The following is a 16,505-nucleotide window of genomic DNA, read 5'->3' on the forward strand; positions in this document are numbered from 1 at the left end:
ACACATGCGCAACTTAATAGTGATTAGTCTGATAGGCATCGGTGGATTTGCGATGATTTCTTCCTGTGGCTCTCATGTGGAAGGCAAAACCACCACCGCCGCAGCCGTTACCTCCGCCGATAAATATATTACCATAGATACCACCCTTATTCCTCATGACGCCTTTGGCGAAGCAGTACGCTATGGCAGGGAACTGATGATGAACACGGCCCTGTATATAGGCCCGGATGGCAGCGCAGGAAAATACCTGGGCAACAAAATGAATTGTACCAATTGCCATCAGGACGCAGGTACCAAAGCATTTTCCTTCAACCTCATGTCCTCCCACGACAACTATCCCCAATACCGGGGCCGGGAAGGTAAAGTGCTCACACTGGCGGAAAGGGTCAACAACTGCGTGATGCGTCCACACAACGGTAAACCGCTGCCACTGGACAGCAAGGAAATGGTGGCTTTTTTGTCGTACTTCAAATGGATCAGCAGTTTTGTGCCAAAAGACAAACCATTTAAAGGAGCGAAAAATCTACATGTTACCTTTCCTGACATGGCGGCTAATCCGCAACATGGCCAACTGTTATACCAAGACAACTGCTCCCGCTGTCACGGTCCCAGTGGAGAAGGACAATGGAATGCAGATAAAAGCACGTATGTATATCCGCCACTCTGGGGCAGTACAGCCTATCAACCCGGTTCCAGTATGCACCGCGTGATCAAACAGGCAGAATGGCTGAAAAATAATATGCCTTATGATAAAGCAGTCCCCGGCAAACCTTTTCTTACTGATCAGGAAGCATTGGATATTGCCGCTTTCGTAAACAACGACCAGATTCACCCAAGACCCAATCCAAAAAGTTTTGACTATCCCCATGTAGCAGAAAAGGCAATCGACTATGACCATGGCCCGTTCGCAGATACCTTTTCTGTAGCGCAACATAAATACGGTCCTTTTCCACCCATTATCAGCTACTGGAAAGAGAAAGGTTGGAAAGCGATTTATTGAAACAGCTATTAGCCATTAGCTTTTAGCTTTTAGCTTTTAGCTTTTAGCTTTTAGAAAAATGCAGCGGAGTTAAACATATATTATGTTCTCCGCTGCATTTTGCTAAAAGCTAAAAGCTAAAAGCTAATGGCTAATAGCTGTATCGATAAACTCGATCTTCGGGTTGCGGAATATTGTCCTACTTTTGTAATGACAGTGGATGTGTAGAATTGAGCGCATCACAGCAAGACTTAACAGAAGAAAATTTGGACGAATGCCAGTCAGTAAGAATGAAAATGGATATACCCGCAAACAGGAAGTCGTAAATGGTCTGATACATGGGCTGGGCATTATATTTGGAGTGAGTGCGCTACCGATGCTGGCAGGTATTGCCGCTACGCATAATAATACGCCCGGTATAGTAGGCGCCTGTATATACACCTTCTGCTTTATATTACTTTTTACCAATTCCACCATCTATCATCTATCACAGGAAGTGGCTATTAAAAAGCTGTTCCTTGTATTTGACCATATCAGCATTTACTTTTTAATTGCCGGCACCTACACCCCTTTTTTGCTGGTATACATGAATAATGCCCTGGGAATTACCCTCTTATCGGTGTTATGGGGACTTACACTCTTTGGCGTACTCTTCAAAATATGGTTTACGGGGAAATATGATATTGTGTCTACCATCATCTATCTGGCCATGGGCTGGATTATGGTGGCCGGGGGCCGCCGTTTTTTTGAGAGTATCCCCCTCCCGGTGATGATCATGCTGGCTATTGGTGGAGGCTTATATACAATAGGCGTTATTTTCTATATCTGGGATAAATACACCTATACGCATGCTATCTGGCATTTCCTGGTACTGGCAGCAGCCATTTGTCACTATGTGGCGGTATTGCTGACTATGTAAAAAAACACAGAATTATCAGCCGCTCATACCCGGCTGATAATTCTGTTCCGCCCACATCTTTTTCCGGAAATCAGTAGGATTATACCCTGTATATTTTTTAAACGTTCTGTTTAAATGACTTTCGTCTGTAAAGCCCAGCTCCTCCACTATTTCACTCATCCGCATATCACTGTACTGTAAACGTGTTTCCACCAGCTTCAGCTTATAATTAGTCACGTAGCGCTGTATGCTTTCACCGGTTACCTTCTTCACATATTCACTGATATAATTTTGTGAGATGTTAAACTTCGCGGCCAGTTTCTCTGAGCGTAACTTTTCCGGATAGTATATATTCTGGTGTATGTAACTGAGGATTTCGTTCGAGACTTCACTGTTCACCACCGGTTTTTCCGGTTGCACCAGCGATACATTACGGGCTACGATGGTAATAATGGTATTGACCAGCTGCTGCACCACCTCATTACGCAGGGATTGCTCCTTAGGATACTCCAGGATCAACGCATTCACCAACGCCCTCACTATCGGCTTATCATCTGTATTACGCAAAATACAGCCCGGAAAATGATGATTATTCAGAAAGATATACTCCAGCTTCTTGGCCCAGTCACCCAGGTTGCTATGGCTGTTATCTGTGCGCTGTGCTTCCAGGTAAATGCCGTTAAAACGGATGAACAGAAAGGCGGTTCTGCTTTTTATCCTGGTATATTGAGTATCCTGGGGCATAAACAGGAAAAGGTTTTCCGGCTCATACTCAAAGCTGTGCTGGTTATTATGCAACATACCTGTACCTTTCAGGATATACACCAGTTCAAAAAAATTGTTCCGGTGCTGCCCCATAGGACAGGTTTCCTCCTCCACATACATGATGTCAAACGGCTTAAAAAGGTTTACTACTTCCATAACCTGATAATGTACAAAATGAACCCCTGTTTGTACAAGGGGATACCTGCAAATTTATTGGAATTTTGACTCATCAAATCACAAAAACAAATTTTTCAGATATGAAAGCAATCGTATTACAACAGAATGGCGGCGTGGAAAACCTGGTGATTAAAGACATTCCCGCTCCGGCTATAAAAGATAATGAGGTATTGGTACGCAATAAAGCGATCGGCATCAACCCGGTAGATAACTTCGTAAGAGGTAATGAAGCAGCGCTGCAGTCCATCCTGAAACCCACCGCAGGGGAAGACATCATCCTGGGCTGGGATATCTCCGGCGAAGTGGTGGCCACCGGTAAAGACGTAACCGACTTCAGCACGGGCGATGAAGTATTCGGTATGGTCAATTTTGGTGGTCATGGTAAAGCATATGCGGAATACGTAGCCGCACCTGCCAGCCATCTGGCGGCGAAGCCGGCCAATACCTCTCATGATCAGGCGGCTGCCGCCTCACTGGCGGCACTCACCGCCTGGCAGGCGCTGGTTACCTATGGCAAAATAAAGAAAGGCGATAAAGTCCTGATTCATGCTGCCGCCGGTGGCGTTGGTCACTATGCCGTACAAATAGCCAAACACTTCGGCGCCCATGTAATCGGTACTTCTGCTTCCGCTAAAAAAGAAGCCGTTCTAAGCTTTGGCGCCGATGAACACATCGATTACACCCAACAGGCATTCGAAGAGGTAGTTACCGACGCAGACATTGTAATCGACTCTCTGGGCATCCCCGGACACCTGGAACGCTCCCTGGCTGCCACTAAAAAAGGAGGCCGGCTGATTAGCCTGCTGGTATTCTTCGATGATGATTTAAAACAAAAAGCCGCCGACAAAGATGTATATATACACCGCCTGAACGTAATATCTAACGGCGATGACATCAAATCTATAGCAGCACTGCTGGCACAGGGCGCCCTGCACTCTGATATCTCCCATACTTTCCGCTTTGAAGAAATCGGACTGGCACATGAACAGATAGCTACCGGTAAAACACAAGGAAAAATTGTAGTAAGGTTGTAAGTACAGTATAAAAAAAATCGCTCCCAACATGCAAACTAATATGCATGTTGGGGGCGGTTTTTATACTCCCACCTGTCCAAAAAAAATAGCTGCTGCAAAAAGTGCAACAGCTATAATAACAAGTAGACAGTGAGTATATAAAAAATCTTTACCAGAACTTCACATAAATAACTGACAACAACAACAAAATTGTTACAATTAATATCACGGAAGACGGTTTCAGTTTAAACATTTCATAATCCAGCGCAAACGCTTTGGCACTCACTTTGGGCCCTGCGAGGCTAATCCCCACCATCACCAGCACAGTAGTCAGGAAAGACCATCCCAGACTAATAAAGAAAGGAATTTCATATTCTCCCTTTGCATTGTGGAAAGCAGTGTAGAGAATGGTTTCCGGACCAAATATCCGTACCGCCACCTGGTTAAAAAACAGCGAAGCCGCGAAACCCGTAATAATACCTGCAATCGCAGCAGTACCACTGGTTCTTTTCCAGAACATCCCCAAAATAAAAGTGGCAAATACGCCAGGACTAATAAAACTGGAATACTTCTGCACAAAAGTATAACCACCTGCACCGCCGATATCCAGCAGATCATTCCAGGTAAATATCACACCAATAATAATCGCAGCTACAATGGTGAGTCTTCCGATCCACACCAGTTGCTTTTCATCCGCCTGCGTGTTGATATATTTCTTGTAAACATCTAACGTAAAAATAGTGGAGATACTATTGGACTTCCCCGCCAGCGATGCTACAATGGCGGCCGTTAAGGCGGCAACCGCCAACCCTTTCAGGCCCGCGGGCAGTAAGGTAAGGATAGCAGCATAAGCACCATCCTTATGCCCGCCTTCCAGTTGTGGCAAATGTCCATGCTGATACAACACATAAGCCACTACTCCCGGCAGCATTACAATCACCGGCATCAGTATTTTGAGCAGGCCGGCAAATAAAATACCCGTGCGGGCAGTTTGCAGATCTGCACCCAGCGCACGTTGTGTGATATACTGATTACAACCCCAGTAATTCAGGTTGCTGATCCATTGCCCCGCGATATACATTCCAAATCCGGGCAATATCAGGTATTTATTGACATAATCCTGCGGCGCCGCTGCTGCAGGCTTCTTTAACATCATGTGAAAATGATCAGGTGCTTCCTGCATCAGGATATTAAATCCGGCCAGCACATCTTTTCCCATACCGAATTTTTCACTGACTACCGTTAATGCCATGTAAGTGGTAGCCAGTCCTCCTATTATCAATACGCCTACCTGTATTACATCGGTATAACCAATTACTTTCATACCGCCCAGGGTAATAATAACGGAGAAGATAGCCAATGCCACCATCACCTCATGAAAGTAAGCACCACCCAGCAGTCCGTTGATAGCCAGTGCCCCCAGGTAGAGGATAGAAGTTAAGTTTACAAATACATACAAAAACAACCAGAAGATGGACATGATTAACGCCACTGTTTCATTATACCGCGTTTTCAGAAACTGCGGCATGGTGTAGATCTTGTTTTTGATATACACCGGCATCAGGAACACCGCTACTATGATCAGGGCGGCGGCACCTACCCATTCATATACAGATACCGCAATGCCTACAAAGAAGCCATCACCGCTCATTCCTATAAACTGCTCCGCTGAAATATTAGACGCAATGATGGAAGCACCAATAGCCCACCAGGTGAGAGAACCTTCTGCCAGAAAAAAATTCTTGGAGGCACTTACAACCCCCTTTTTCTTTCTCTTATAAATCCAATAGCCATACGACGCAACAATCACAAAATACAATGCAAATACCAGGTAGTCTTTTAAGACAAGTTGATTACTCATAAGTGGATCGGGTTGATCAGCAGTTGTTTATTGACGTGGATATAAAAAATACCTGGATGGAATATAATCACTTTCCCGGGTGGAAAAAAATCAAAGAGGATTACCTGGATGGATGTCATGTGATTTAAACGCCTGCACCCATCCCCGATAATCCTCTGCCTACCTTATTCTCCGGTTAGAACTTTAAAGTAGTGGGCAAATATTTGGCAACCAGATCCTGGTAATAAGGTTTCAATACCTTCCAATCCGGCGGAACAGGACTCTTGGAATACAAATCATATGGATTGAACAGGTCTACCCATTTAAACATTTCCACATCATGTGCATCCATTAAATGGCCGTAGGCATGTTCTTTATGCTGCGGATAAAAGGAATGGTAACGCAGCATATACAAAGCTGGTTCCGGCAAATGATCCTTCATCATCTGATAAACATATTCATCATGGCCCCAGCTCAGGTGTACATTACGCAAACCGCAGTTAGGTTCATATACGCCGTATTTGGTGTTATAATCGGGGTTGTTGATATCCGGATTATTTTTGAAGAATTCAGGAAAAACGATCTTGTCGGAAAATGCACAACCTACCGGGAAAGTATCTCCTACCACTGCCCATTGCGGCTCTCCAAACAGGCACAATACTTTGCCCATGTCATGAAACAAACCTGTTAATACCATCCAGTCCGGATGACCATCAGCACGAATCGCTTCAGAGGTTTGCAGCAAATGCTGGAACTGATCCAGGTCTGTATCAGGATCGGAATCATCTACCAGTTGATTCAGGAAATCAAATGCATCCCATACCGACATTTCTCTTTTATTGAAAGAAAGAAATTCCTGTTCTTTCTGCTTTACAAATGCATAAGACTGGTAGGTATGATTCAACCGGTAAAATTCACGTACGGTATCCCTGGGTGGCGCATCATAATTACGGAATTCAGCTGTGCTTTTCTCCTTATTAATATTGGCAGGATCCGGATAGCGCTCGAGTAAATCATCTTCCCATTGATCCAGCGATTGAAGCGGTGCAGGATTAGGTTGTCCGTTAACGTTATCCATAATATCAGATTTTTAGAAAGTTCGTGGAAAAGAAGAATATATCCTGCTCTAAATATGCGATCTTTTTAAAAATCTTCCGCATAATAGAATAACTTTATTTACTTAACCGATTAAGTAACATAGGCTACCATATGGAAAATGTCACGATCAGGATGCTCGCGGAAAGGTTGCAGTTATCCACCGCTACTATCTCGAAAGCGTTGAGTAACAGTCATGAAATCAGCGAAGAAACCAAGCAGCGGGTGCTGGCACTGGCATCTGAGCTCAATTACGTGCCTAATCCTTATGCCAGCAGCCTGAGAAAAAAAGCCAGCAATACCATCGCAGTGGTGATTCCGGAAGTAGCCGACAGCTTTTTTGCAGAAGCGATTAACGGTATTGAATCGGTAGCCCAGGAAAAAGGATACCATGTGCTGATTTACCTCACGCATGAAAATTTCGGGAAAGAACAGGCTATTTTGAAAGACTTTCAAAGCGGGCGGGTAGATGGCGTGCTGATTTCCGTGACCACCGAAACAGCCGCCGCTCAACATGGACTCGAACAACTGGTAAAGGAAATACCCATCGTTTTCTTTGACCGGGTATGCGAAGCGGTAACTGCAGCCAAAATCACCACAGATGATGCTATCGCGGCCTATAAAGCCACCACGCACCTTATAGCAGGTGGATGTCGTCATATTGGCCTCTTATCTGCTTCCAGGCATCTTTCTATCAGCAACAGACGCGCAGAAGGCTTTCAGCAGGCGCTGGCCGACCATCAGCTTCCGCTGAACAGTGCCGCTATCACCTATTGCTCCAACGACCCCATTGCCACTCATCAACTCCTTAAAAAGGTGTTCCGGGAGCAACATTATGACGGTGTAATAGCTACTACTGAAAAACTGGCGACCGCTGTTTACGAGGTATGTGAAGCATTGCAACTGCGTATCCCCCAGGACCTGCAGGTTATAGGATTCTCAAATCTCAGCACCGCCAGATTCCTAAACCCCTCCCTCACCACCATATCCCAGCCAGCATTTGATATGGGCAAAGCCGCGGCAGCCTTACTATTCAAGGCGCTGAAAAGCAGCAGTTTTCCGCTGCAGGAACAACAACAGGTGATTCCATCTTCTTTAATAGCCAGAAATTCTACGATAGCAACAGGCGCCTAAAAACAACTATCTCGGAGCATTTTCATATAGGCGGTACCTTTTTCACGGGCAAAGTTGACGTTGCGCTCCGGGATCTGCTCCGGATGAGGATAATGCAACAACGCTTTTTCGATATCTTCTTCCCGCAAAATATGCAGCATGGGGTAAATAGAGCGGTTTGTATAATTGGCGGCATCCTGTGGAGCAGTGCCGGCAAACTGGTAAAGCGGATGAAATCCGGCTACCTGGTAAGTTCCTTCGTACTTCTTTTGGCGGATCAGCTTTTCAGCAGCCGTTACCAGCTCCAGGTAATCGCGGAATACCGGGAAGGCATCCGGTAAAATCAGTAACGTAGTAGCTATGTCCCGATCTTTGTCCAGCAGCAGGCATTCTTGCAGGAAATCGGCCTTGACAGTACTTAGCGTAGTGCCTTCACTCACTTCGTAACGTATACTATTACGCTTTACCTCTCTGCCTGCAAACGGACAGAAATTGCAACCTATCACCAGTTCCCTGATCCAGTTTTGTGTTTGTGCAATCACCTTTTCGATTTGTCCCGGATCGTATGCCATAGCGGCGAAGGTACGTATAACTATCTTTTGGTAATCACCGTATTCTTAAAGTGATCTCCTACGCTGTAATGTTCAATGAGGTATTTGTCTGCCGGCAGATAAGCCTCAATCATCGGTAATTGGGGCGCATAATGATAGCTGCCGCCGGGTTGGAGCGCTGCCAGGATATCCATATACCTGCGGGCATACCGCAGATATTCACTATTGCTACGCTGATGATGATGCAGAAAATGATTGGAGAAAGAAAGATTGGAAATAATGGTGCCCCAGTATCCCGTTTCCAGCGGATATTCCAGCCAGTCGGTAGCTACGAGGTAATCTTCTGTATGTTCAATAAACCGGTCTATGCCGGTAGCTGCAATGCCTTGTTCCTGTAAATGCCGCACCAGGTAAGCACGTTGTCCACAACCTATATCCAATACCGGTCCTTTCATGGTGGCCGGATCCAGACGCAATACTGATAGTTGCATAGCGGGAGAGTATTCCGCGCAAACAACACCCTGTACATGTTGCTGATTCACCCCGTTTAATTCCCGCACAAATGGATTGGTTTGCAATAACCACTGTGTTAAACGCTCCCCATGCAGTTCTTCCAGTCCGCCGAAATCGGTGCGTTTGCTTTTAAGGATACGGATAATATCATCCAGTAATGCCCGGTATACGGCTTTTAATGATTCACCGGCAGCACCGGAAACGTTCATATACTGGTTTACCGCGCAAAAGGCCAGTTGAGCCTGTTCCGTGAGATAATTAACCAAACCTGCTGTCAACCCATCCGTATTTAATTGTAAAATTTCTTTCGGGTAAGTTGCCAGCAGGTATTTGGTATAAGGCGTCCACGCCAGTGCAGCGCTTTTTCCGCCATAAAAAAGATTCAGATTTTTATGTTGCTGGTGTTGTGACGAAATACTCTTTATAATCTCCGGGAAAACTGACATGCATATACTTTAGCCGCCTAAAGGTACGCTGCTTTCAGGGATTAAGGGTAAGTAATCCGTACAATCCGGTTGGCTACCCGATAATCGTACCGGGTAAAACTTCCTGCTACCAGCATAGATTTTTCTCCCGCCTGCTGTACTATTTTCAGGATACCTCCGCTGTTGGCGCTGGGACTGAGTGTAATGCCTCCATTGCTGTTGAAAGTAGGATGAATAGAACCATCTGCGTTCAGCACAATGACATTGTTCCGTTCCAGGTCCCCAAACTTATTGAAGATACCGCTGAGAATAATTTGTCCACCCGGCATGAAACTGATATTGTAAATAAACCCGCTGGTGCCTTTGCCAACATTAAAAGTAGGGTCTACTACTCCGTTATCATTAATACGGGCTAAATGCGGCACAGGAATGCCGCCATAGTTATTAAAGCTGCCAGTCAACAGGATCTTCCCATCTGCCTGCCGTTCCATGTTATCAATACCCCGGTCTGCACCGGCGCCAACAATAAAAGAAGGGTCCAGTGAACCATCTGTATTCAGTCGTGCTATACGATTCACCGGCTGCCCGTTGTATTTGGTAAAGGTGCCGGCTATCAGCAGCTTGCCATCCGGTAACAGGATAGATTTATTGATAAATCCATTGGGGCCTTCATTGCCCATATGTTTCACCAGATCATAATTATAAGTACTGTCAATACCACCATCCGGTGTTAAACGCACCAGACCATTAATCTGTATGGAATCCAGGTGAACRGAATCCAGCCCTAATGAACTGGTCAGCATAAAGTTGGGTTGCACATAAAAACGAAAACCTCCTGTCAGTAAGATATTTCCATCTGCCTGTACATGCATATTATCAACCGACCCGGAAATACCACCTTTGAGTATAGATACCGCGAGATCCTTTCCGGAGGGCAGTGCTATTCTGTTTGCAGCCAGCGATCCGTTATTATTCAGCAGAGCGATGCTGTTAACATAACCTACTCCTTCATAATTGTTGAAGGATCCGGCTACCAGGTATTTGTTAGCTGTTCCCGGCAACATTACTGCTGTGCGCACCAGGGTATTGGTACCATTTTTATTATCCGGGCCAAAACTTCCATCCACGGTGCCATCATGATTCATCCTGGCCACCCGGTTCAACCCTCCTGGTTTACCGCTGCCGCCGTAGTTCGTAAAGTTCCCTACTATCAGGTACTTCCCGTTTTCTACCGGGATCATATCGGTGATAACATCGTTTGCGCCCACTCCGCTCGGATAGAGTGTATCCATTTCGAATACTCCCTGCACACGGAAAAACGGACCAAAAAAGTATTGCTGCTCTACCTGCGCCGCTACATTTCCGGTAGCTGCCTGTGCAGGCACTTTTACACGTACAGTCGTATCCGTTAGTGATATGATGGTAGCTTTTACCCCATTAAAAAGAATGGATAATTTATCCTTACTCTTTTCAAACCCTTTCCCGGCGATCACTACTTCATCTCCTACATGCCCCTTGACAGGATTGATACCATCCTTGTTAATATAAATGGCAGGCAAGACCGTTTCCTGGTAAGGATTTTTCCCGTTAGTATTCACGGCTTCCTTTTTACAGGCGCCCAAACCAGCCAGGAGTACTATTAAATAAATATATCTTTTCATAGAGAATGCGTTAATAGATTATTGATTCTGCAACACCTGTTCTGCCGTTCTTACAAAGTCACCCCGGAAACCAAATGTATGCTTGATATTCAGGGCATGTATTACGCCATTGGTGGGTTGAATATCCGAGGAAGCAACATTTACATACGGATTATTCCGGAAGGTGACAGGATCAAAGGTGATATCTGTCAGCAGYAGGATACGTGCTCCTACTGCTTCTACACCGTTATAATCCTGATACTGCAGCCCAATGTTCAGTATATAACCACCGGCCATTACATAATTAATTCCCGGATAGGCGTACCAGTTAGCAGGGTCCACCCGCGCAAACTGGTTGGCGGTATGTTTTCCTTTCATGATATACCGCAACAGGAAATCACGCCATACACTGCCCGGAATATCCGACAGCTGTGCACTATCTTCCACCATCCGATAGCGGAGTTCATTCAGGGCACGCAGCGCGTCTCCAATGCTCTGATCAGTAGGTGCAAAAAAAGTAACAGAATCATTTTGCAGCATCTCTTTCATTCCTGCTTTCTCTACTATTAAAGCAACAGTATCAAACAGGTAGGGATTCTTTACCAGGTAATCGTAGATGGTACCGTTATAATGAGGATCTGCCAAACCTCCGTCTATATAGTAATCCTTTTTACAGGCAGATATAAATAATCCTACCAACAACAGGATGCCGGCTAAGGGCAACAGCTTGCGCATAGTAAATATTTTAACAGTTATTGTATCCAATATTGATTTCTGGTCACCAGTGGGTTGTTCTTTACAGCATCACTCGATATAGGCCAGGTCCATGCACCCATATCCATCTGCTGCTGTGTCAGCGAGTTCTCTGTCACATTCTTATCCATAATTCTGCCGGTGCGGATCAGGTCATACCATAAATGCCCTTCTCCCATCATTTCTTTTTCTCTTTCTAAAAACACCGCATCCTGTAATGCTTTACCACCACTGCCGGTATAATATTTAGCCCCCGCTCTGTCCCGTACCAGGTTCAACATCTCGATAGATTCAGCAGGCTTATTCAGGTAAGCCAACGCTTCTGCTCTCAGCAAAATGATATCTGCATAACGGAAAAAAATGAGGTTGGCATCGTAGTCTCTTGTTTCAGGATCAGTGATCGCCGAAAATTTCAGGAACATCGGGGTCTGGTCTGTGTTGTAAGCATTATAAAACCACAGATCCAGTCTTTTGTCCGTTTCTCCCCTGGGATAGATCCGGTCCAGGTGTCTGATCATCGGAGTAATTTCGCTTCTGCCTCCAATTTTATCATGGATATAAGGTTCGTGCAGGGTCCACTGACAAATCAGCGAGTGAAACTTACCGCCATAGTTGGCATCCAGCGACAGTTCAAAAATGCCTTCTTCTGAACGCCCTTTGAATATGGCCAGGAAGGTTTCTTTGGTATAAGGCAACAACTTATACACATTCAGGTCCATTATCTCCTTTCCCAACGCAGCAGTTTGTTCCCAGTACTTATGTTCATTCGCTTTATCAAATCCGGCTGCCCACATATTGATATGCGCCATTAAAGCCAACGCAGCGCCCTTGGTACCTCTCACGGCCCTGTTGGTAGGATCATCATAGGCAATTGGCAAATCCTCTTTACACGCTTCCAGGTCTTTTAAACAAAAATCCAGCACCGTCAGCATTTTTTCCCGGGGTAACAGTTTCGTACTGTACGCGTCTATCTGTAATGGAACGTCTCCATATAACCTTACGATGTAGAAATAAGTAAATGCACGGATAAACCTGGCTTCAGCGGTAAGTGCTTTTTTATCTCTGCTGCCGAAGTTAGGATCCTCCATTCCGGGAATCCTGTCTATACACAGGTTTGCCAGGGCGATCGCCTGGTAAAATTCTTTCCAGTTCCGCGGATTTTCGGCGCCATCACCATTTCCGGTATTCAGCATCTGATTCTGACCAAGCGCCTTCAGATTGCTTTTCCCAAACCAGTTCCAGTTACCCGCTCTGAAATCACCTGTATTATATAAGATGCTGCTTGTAAATTTATTCAACAAAATACCATAAGCACCATTGATCGCACTTTCTGCATCCTGCTTTGTTTTCCAGAAGTCTTTCCCGGAAAGTGTATCCAGTGGCTTTACTTCCAGAAATCTTTTACAGGCACCTGCGCCTGCCAGCAGACAAATCAGGATTCCTATTTTATACCATTTGTTCATCTGAAAATAATTTAAACGTGATTAAAATTGAGCGCCTATACCAAATGTGAAACTACTGGCAGCAGGATATCCATTGATATCATCCCTTCCCAGTGAAGTAACGGTTTCCGGATTAGGACCGGAATATTTGGAGAAGATGGCTACGTTGTAGGCGGTGAAGTATGCACGCAACACACGAAGCTTTAACCGCTTCATGAAATCAAAGTCGCGGAACTGATACGCCATCGTAATCTGGTTGATCTTAAAATAAGAACCATCTTCCATCACCAGGCTTTGATTCAGGCGGTTAGGCCTCACTAACAAATCATGATCAAAAGAGCCTACGATCGCCGGACGGGAAGCTACATCGCCAGGCCGTTTCCAGTAATTCAGCTGGCTGATATCGTACAGGTTTACCGGTCCTTCTGCTACCCCGGTAATGGATTGGGCATCCGGGTATTGTAACCGGTATATCCTGGCGGCAATAGCATTATTCAAAATGCTGCGATTCAGCAGATAAGTGCAAAATACGCTCAATGATAAATTACGGTAGCTGAAGGTATTGTTGAAACCACCTGTTATAGAAGGTTCAGGATTACCCATAATCATATAGTCTGCATCGCTCAATGCATAATCTCCGTTCAAATCCCTCCAGATAGGATCACCCGCCTGAAAAAACTGGGACCCCGGCCCTGCATTGGCTTTATAACGTACGCCCCTGATAGGATCTACGGGTACATCAGAGGTGTTCCTATACACCCCGTCTGTCTGGAATAAGTAGTTACTCTGCGGATTTCTACCCACTTTCAGCGCGATAGACTGGTAATTCCTATCATCGATATTCAGATAGAACTGTGATCCACCCGGTAACTCTGTGAGTACTCCGTTATTATAAGCTCCATTGATACTGACGGTCCACTGCAGGCCTTTTGGATTGAGATGTACGATCGGACGTCCTGTAATAGACAGCTCATGGCCATAGTTTACAATGGCGCCACCATTTACCTGCATCTTATTATAACCGGTAGAATTAGGTAAAAAAGCATCCCTTACAAGGTTGTAGTTGTTCTTGTAATAAGTGTCGTAAATGATTTCAATGCGACCCCTAAATAAACCCAGGTCTACCCCAAAGTTGAATTGTGATGATTTTTCCGGCTCCATGGAAGGATTCGCCAACACATCAAATTCCGGTATCGTAGAGTTACTGTTGTTATAACCAGGCACACTTTTATATACACCCAGCGAATTAAGAATAGTAGCAGTAGGCCGGCTGTTAACACCATAGGTGGTACGGATAGATCCATAATCCAGCCAGTTAAGCCGGCGCATCAGGTTTTCTTTATTGAAATTCCAGCGGAAACCAACAGAAGGATTTTTGGTATAGGGATTATTAATACCCGCCGCAGAACTTCCATCCAGGCGGTAAGCCAGATCCACACTATATTTGGTGCGGAAGTTATAAGACAGGAAACCAGCCCAGGAAGCAGCATGATACACATAAGATACCGGTGTACCATTTACATTCACTTCATTGGCATTGTTCCATACGTTACCTGGATAAAAACGGGGAGAATAACCGCGGGGGCCCCAGTAGTAATCATTAGGACCATTACGCACATCTCTCACATGCTGATCATCTGATTTAATATTTATTTCACTGAAAACGCTGGCGTAAATGTTATTACCTTTTTCCAGGTCCTTTTTGTTGGAGCTGTAGCTATAGTTCACACCATTTCGGGTATTCAGCTCATCATGTCTGCCTACAAAACCATATAAGCGGGTCGCATTATTGTTGGAAAACGACATCTTAAACTGGTCCCTGGTATCGGTATAGTAATCATATGAAGTAGTGGAGTTGATCCGCAGGTTGTTGATAATTTCATAATCGATATCCACAAAGCCTCTGAAGTTAACGGTGTTATTATCGTCCACGTTGTTCTCATAACCATCCAGCTGAGGATTACCCACAAACTTGGAAGGACCGGGCAATAACGAAGTGGTAAAAGAACTACCTGCACCATTGTCGGTGAGACCACCGCCATTACCACGTTGCTTTTGTCCCAGCGCGCTGAATAACTGTGCGCCAATACGCAGTTTTTTACTGGGCTGCATATTCAGTTGCATATTCAGGCTATACTTATTAAAACCGGTGTTTTTCAATACCCCCTGGTTCATCTGGTAGGCAAAGTTGGCCTTATAGTTCATCTTGATATTACCACCACTCACCTGCACGTTATTGTTGGTATTCATCGTGGTCTGATAAAATAAGCCCTGCCAGTCAGTGGAATTATTAAAGAAAGCATTCAAACTGTCTGTCAGGAACAGTGCATCCAGGTCAGACAAGCGGTCCCGCGCTTCCTGTATATCCCGGGAGTTAGCCAGGATAGAGTTAATACGGTACCTCCGCTCTTCATTACCACCAATGGTGGGCCTTAACTTAGGCGGGAAATTAACGAAGATGCTGCTGTTGACATCAATGATAGGTGTAGGTGAATTACCACGCTTGGTGGTCACTACAATTACACCGTTTGCTCCCCTGGAACCATACAAGGCGGTCGCCTGTGCATCTTTCATCACTTCAATAGACTGTACGTCTTCCGGAGGAATCAGCGCCAGTGGCCCGGTAGCAGCTCCCGGCTGTAACATGGATTGTGATATGCCTCCATCAAAATCTACCGGCACATTGTCTATCACCAACAGCGGGTTATTACTGGCCAGGTAAGCCTGGTCTCCACTTCCACTTACATTCAGCTGAGATACACCTCTAACGGACATGGTACCACGAAAACCCGGTGCACCTGAGTTATTCTGAATATTTAACCCTGCTACTTTACCCTGCAATAATTCCTGGATATTAGATACCGGTACATCCTGCAGATCTTTACCGGAAATTACCGCTACCGAACCGGAAACAGTTTCTTTGGTACGCTTCTGATAACCTACTACCACGGCCTCTTTCAGGGATTTATTCTCCGGCGAAAGTGTAACATTCAATACAGTTACCTTTCCGATCTTCATCGTTTCAAAACGATAACCGATATACCGGAACTGAATGGTTTTGTCTGGTTCTACTTTAATCGTAAACTGCCCTGTTGGATCTGTTACCCCCAAACCTTTATTATTTTTTATATCAATGATAGTAACCCCCGGAATTCCCTCTTTCGAAGCGGCATCCGTTACCCTACCTTTGATGGTAACTGCCTCCTGGGCATATACCGTATAGCTGGCTCCTGTAAGTAGCAGGAAAAAAATCACCAGCAATATTGAGTACCGTTTATTCATGGCACGGAAATTTTAATGT

Annotated in this window: 13 protein-coding genes; 4 read left to right on the forward strand and 9 right to left on the reverse strand. The window is 45.1% G+C overall.

What is annotated here, in order from left to right:
- Positions 1-4: 4 nt before the first annotated feature.
- Complete coding sequence (locus AC1DP6_RS24660; protein WP_477057224.1) at positions 5-1,000, forward strand: c-type cytochrome; 996 nt, start codon at positions 5-7, stop codon at positions 998-1,000.
- 253 nt (positions 1,001-1,253) lie between these two features.
- Positions 1,254-1,898, forward strand: coding sequence for a PAQR family membrane homeostasis protein TrhA (gene trhA, locus AC1DP6_RS24665; protein ID WP_441574548.1), 645 nt, complete (start codon positions 1,254-1,256; stop codon positions 1,896-1,898).
- 15 nt (positions 1,899-1,913) lie between these two features.
- Here the strand turns inward: trhA and AC1DP6_RS24670 are convergent, their stop codons facing one another.
- Positions 1,914-2,798, reverse strand: coding sequence for an AraC family transcriptional regulator (locus AC1DP6_RS24670; RefSeq protein ID WP_477057225.1), 885 nt, complete (start codon positions 2,796-2,798; stop codon positions 1,914-1,916).
- 101 nt (positions 2,799-2,899) lie between these two features.
- Here AC1DP6_RS24670 and AC1DP6_RS24675 point away from each other — a divergent pair, with 101 nt between their 5' ends.
- Positions 2,900-3,853, forward strand: a complete 954-nt coding sequence (locus AC1DP6_RS24675; RefSeq protein ID WP_477057226.1) for an NADP-dependent oxidoreductase — start codon at positions 2,900-2,902, stop codon at positions 3,851-3,853.
- 148 nt (positions 3,854-4,001) lie between these two features.
- On the opposite strand, the gene AC1DP6_RS24680 is transcribed toward AC1DP6_RS24675, so the two are convergent.
- Together AC1DP6_RS24680 and AC1DP6_RS24685 are read right to left on the reverse strand one after the other, a co-directional pair.
- Positions 4,002-5,693: a sodium:solute symporter family transporter gene (locus AC1DP6_RS24680; RefSeq protein ID WP_477057227.1), complete on the reverse strand. Its 1,692-nt coding sequence runs from the start codon at positions 5,691-5,693 to the stop codon at positions 4,002-4,004.
- A 175-nt stretch (positions 5,694-5,868) separates the two neighbouring features.
- Positions 5,869-6,750: an inositol oxygenase family protein gene (locus AC1DP6_RS24685; RefSeq protein ID WP_441574552.1), complete on the reverse strand. Its 882-nt coding sequence runs from the start codon at positions 6,748-6,750 to the stop codon at positions 5,869-5,871.
- Between the two features lie 131 nt (positions 6,751-6,881).
- Here AC1DP6_RS24685 and AC1DP6_RS24690 point away from each other — a divergent pair, with 131 nt between their 5' ends.
- Positions 6,882-7,901 (forward strand): LacI family DNA-binding transcriptional regulator, encoded by a 1,020-nt coding sequence (locus AC1DP6_RS24690; protein ID WP_477057228.1) that lies wholly within the window; start codon positions 6,882-6,884, stop codon positions 7,899-7,901.
- On the opposite strand, the gene AC1DP6_RS24695 is transcribed toward AC1DP6_RS24690, so the two are convergent.
- Genes AC1DP6_RS24695 through AC1DP6_RS24720 form a run of 6 tightly spaced genes read right to left on the reverse strand, consistent with a single transcriptional unit; the run spans position 7,898 to position 16,486 of the window.
- Complete coding sequence (locus AC1DP6_RS24695) at positions 7,898-8,452, reverse strand: DUF1415 domain-containing protein (RefSeq protein ID WP_477057229.1); 555 nt, start codon at positions 8,450-8,452, stop codon at positions 7,898-7,900. The two genes, AC1DP6_RS24690 and AC1DP6_RS24695, sit on opposite strands and share 4 nt — an antisense overlap.
- 20 nt (positions 8,453-8,472) lie before the next feature.
- Entirely contained in the window at positions 8,473-9,390 is a 918-nt protein-coding gene (locus tag AC1DP6_RS24700; RefSeq protein ID WP_477057230.1) for a class I SAM-dependent methyltransferase, read from the reverse strand.
- Between the two features lie 41 nt (positions 9,391-9,431).
- Entirely contained in the window at positions 9,432-11,030 is a 1,599-nt protein-coding gene (locus tag AC1DP6_RS24705; RefSeq protein ID WP_477057231.1) for an IPT/TIG domain-containing protein, read from the reverse strand.
- Positions 11,031-11,048: 18 nt separating this feature from the next.
- Positions 11,049-11,744, reverse strand: a complete 696-nt coding sequence (locus AC1DP6_RS24710) for a fasciclin domain-containing protein (protein ID WP_477057232.1) — start codon at positions 11,742-11,744, stop codon at positions 11,049-11,051.
- Positions 11,745-11,761: 17 nt separating this feature from the next.
- Positions 11,762-13,225: a RagB/SusD family nutrient uptake outer membrane protein gene (locus tag AC1DP6_RS24715; RefSeq protein ID WP_477057233.1), complete on the reverse strand. Its 1,464-nt coding sequence runs from the start codon at positions 13,223-13,225 to the stop codon at positions 11,762-11,764.
- A 21-nt stretch (positions 13,226-13,246) separates the two neighbouring features.
- Entirely contained in the window at positions 13,247-16,486 is a 3,240-nt protein-coding gene (locus AC1DP6_RS24720; RefSeq protein WP_477057234.1) for a SusC/RagA family TonB-linked outer membrane protein, read from the reverse strand.
- Positions 16,487-16,505: the final 19 nt, after the last annotated feature.

This window comes from Chitinophaga sp. 01L420 (assembly GCF_056399985.1).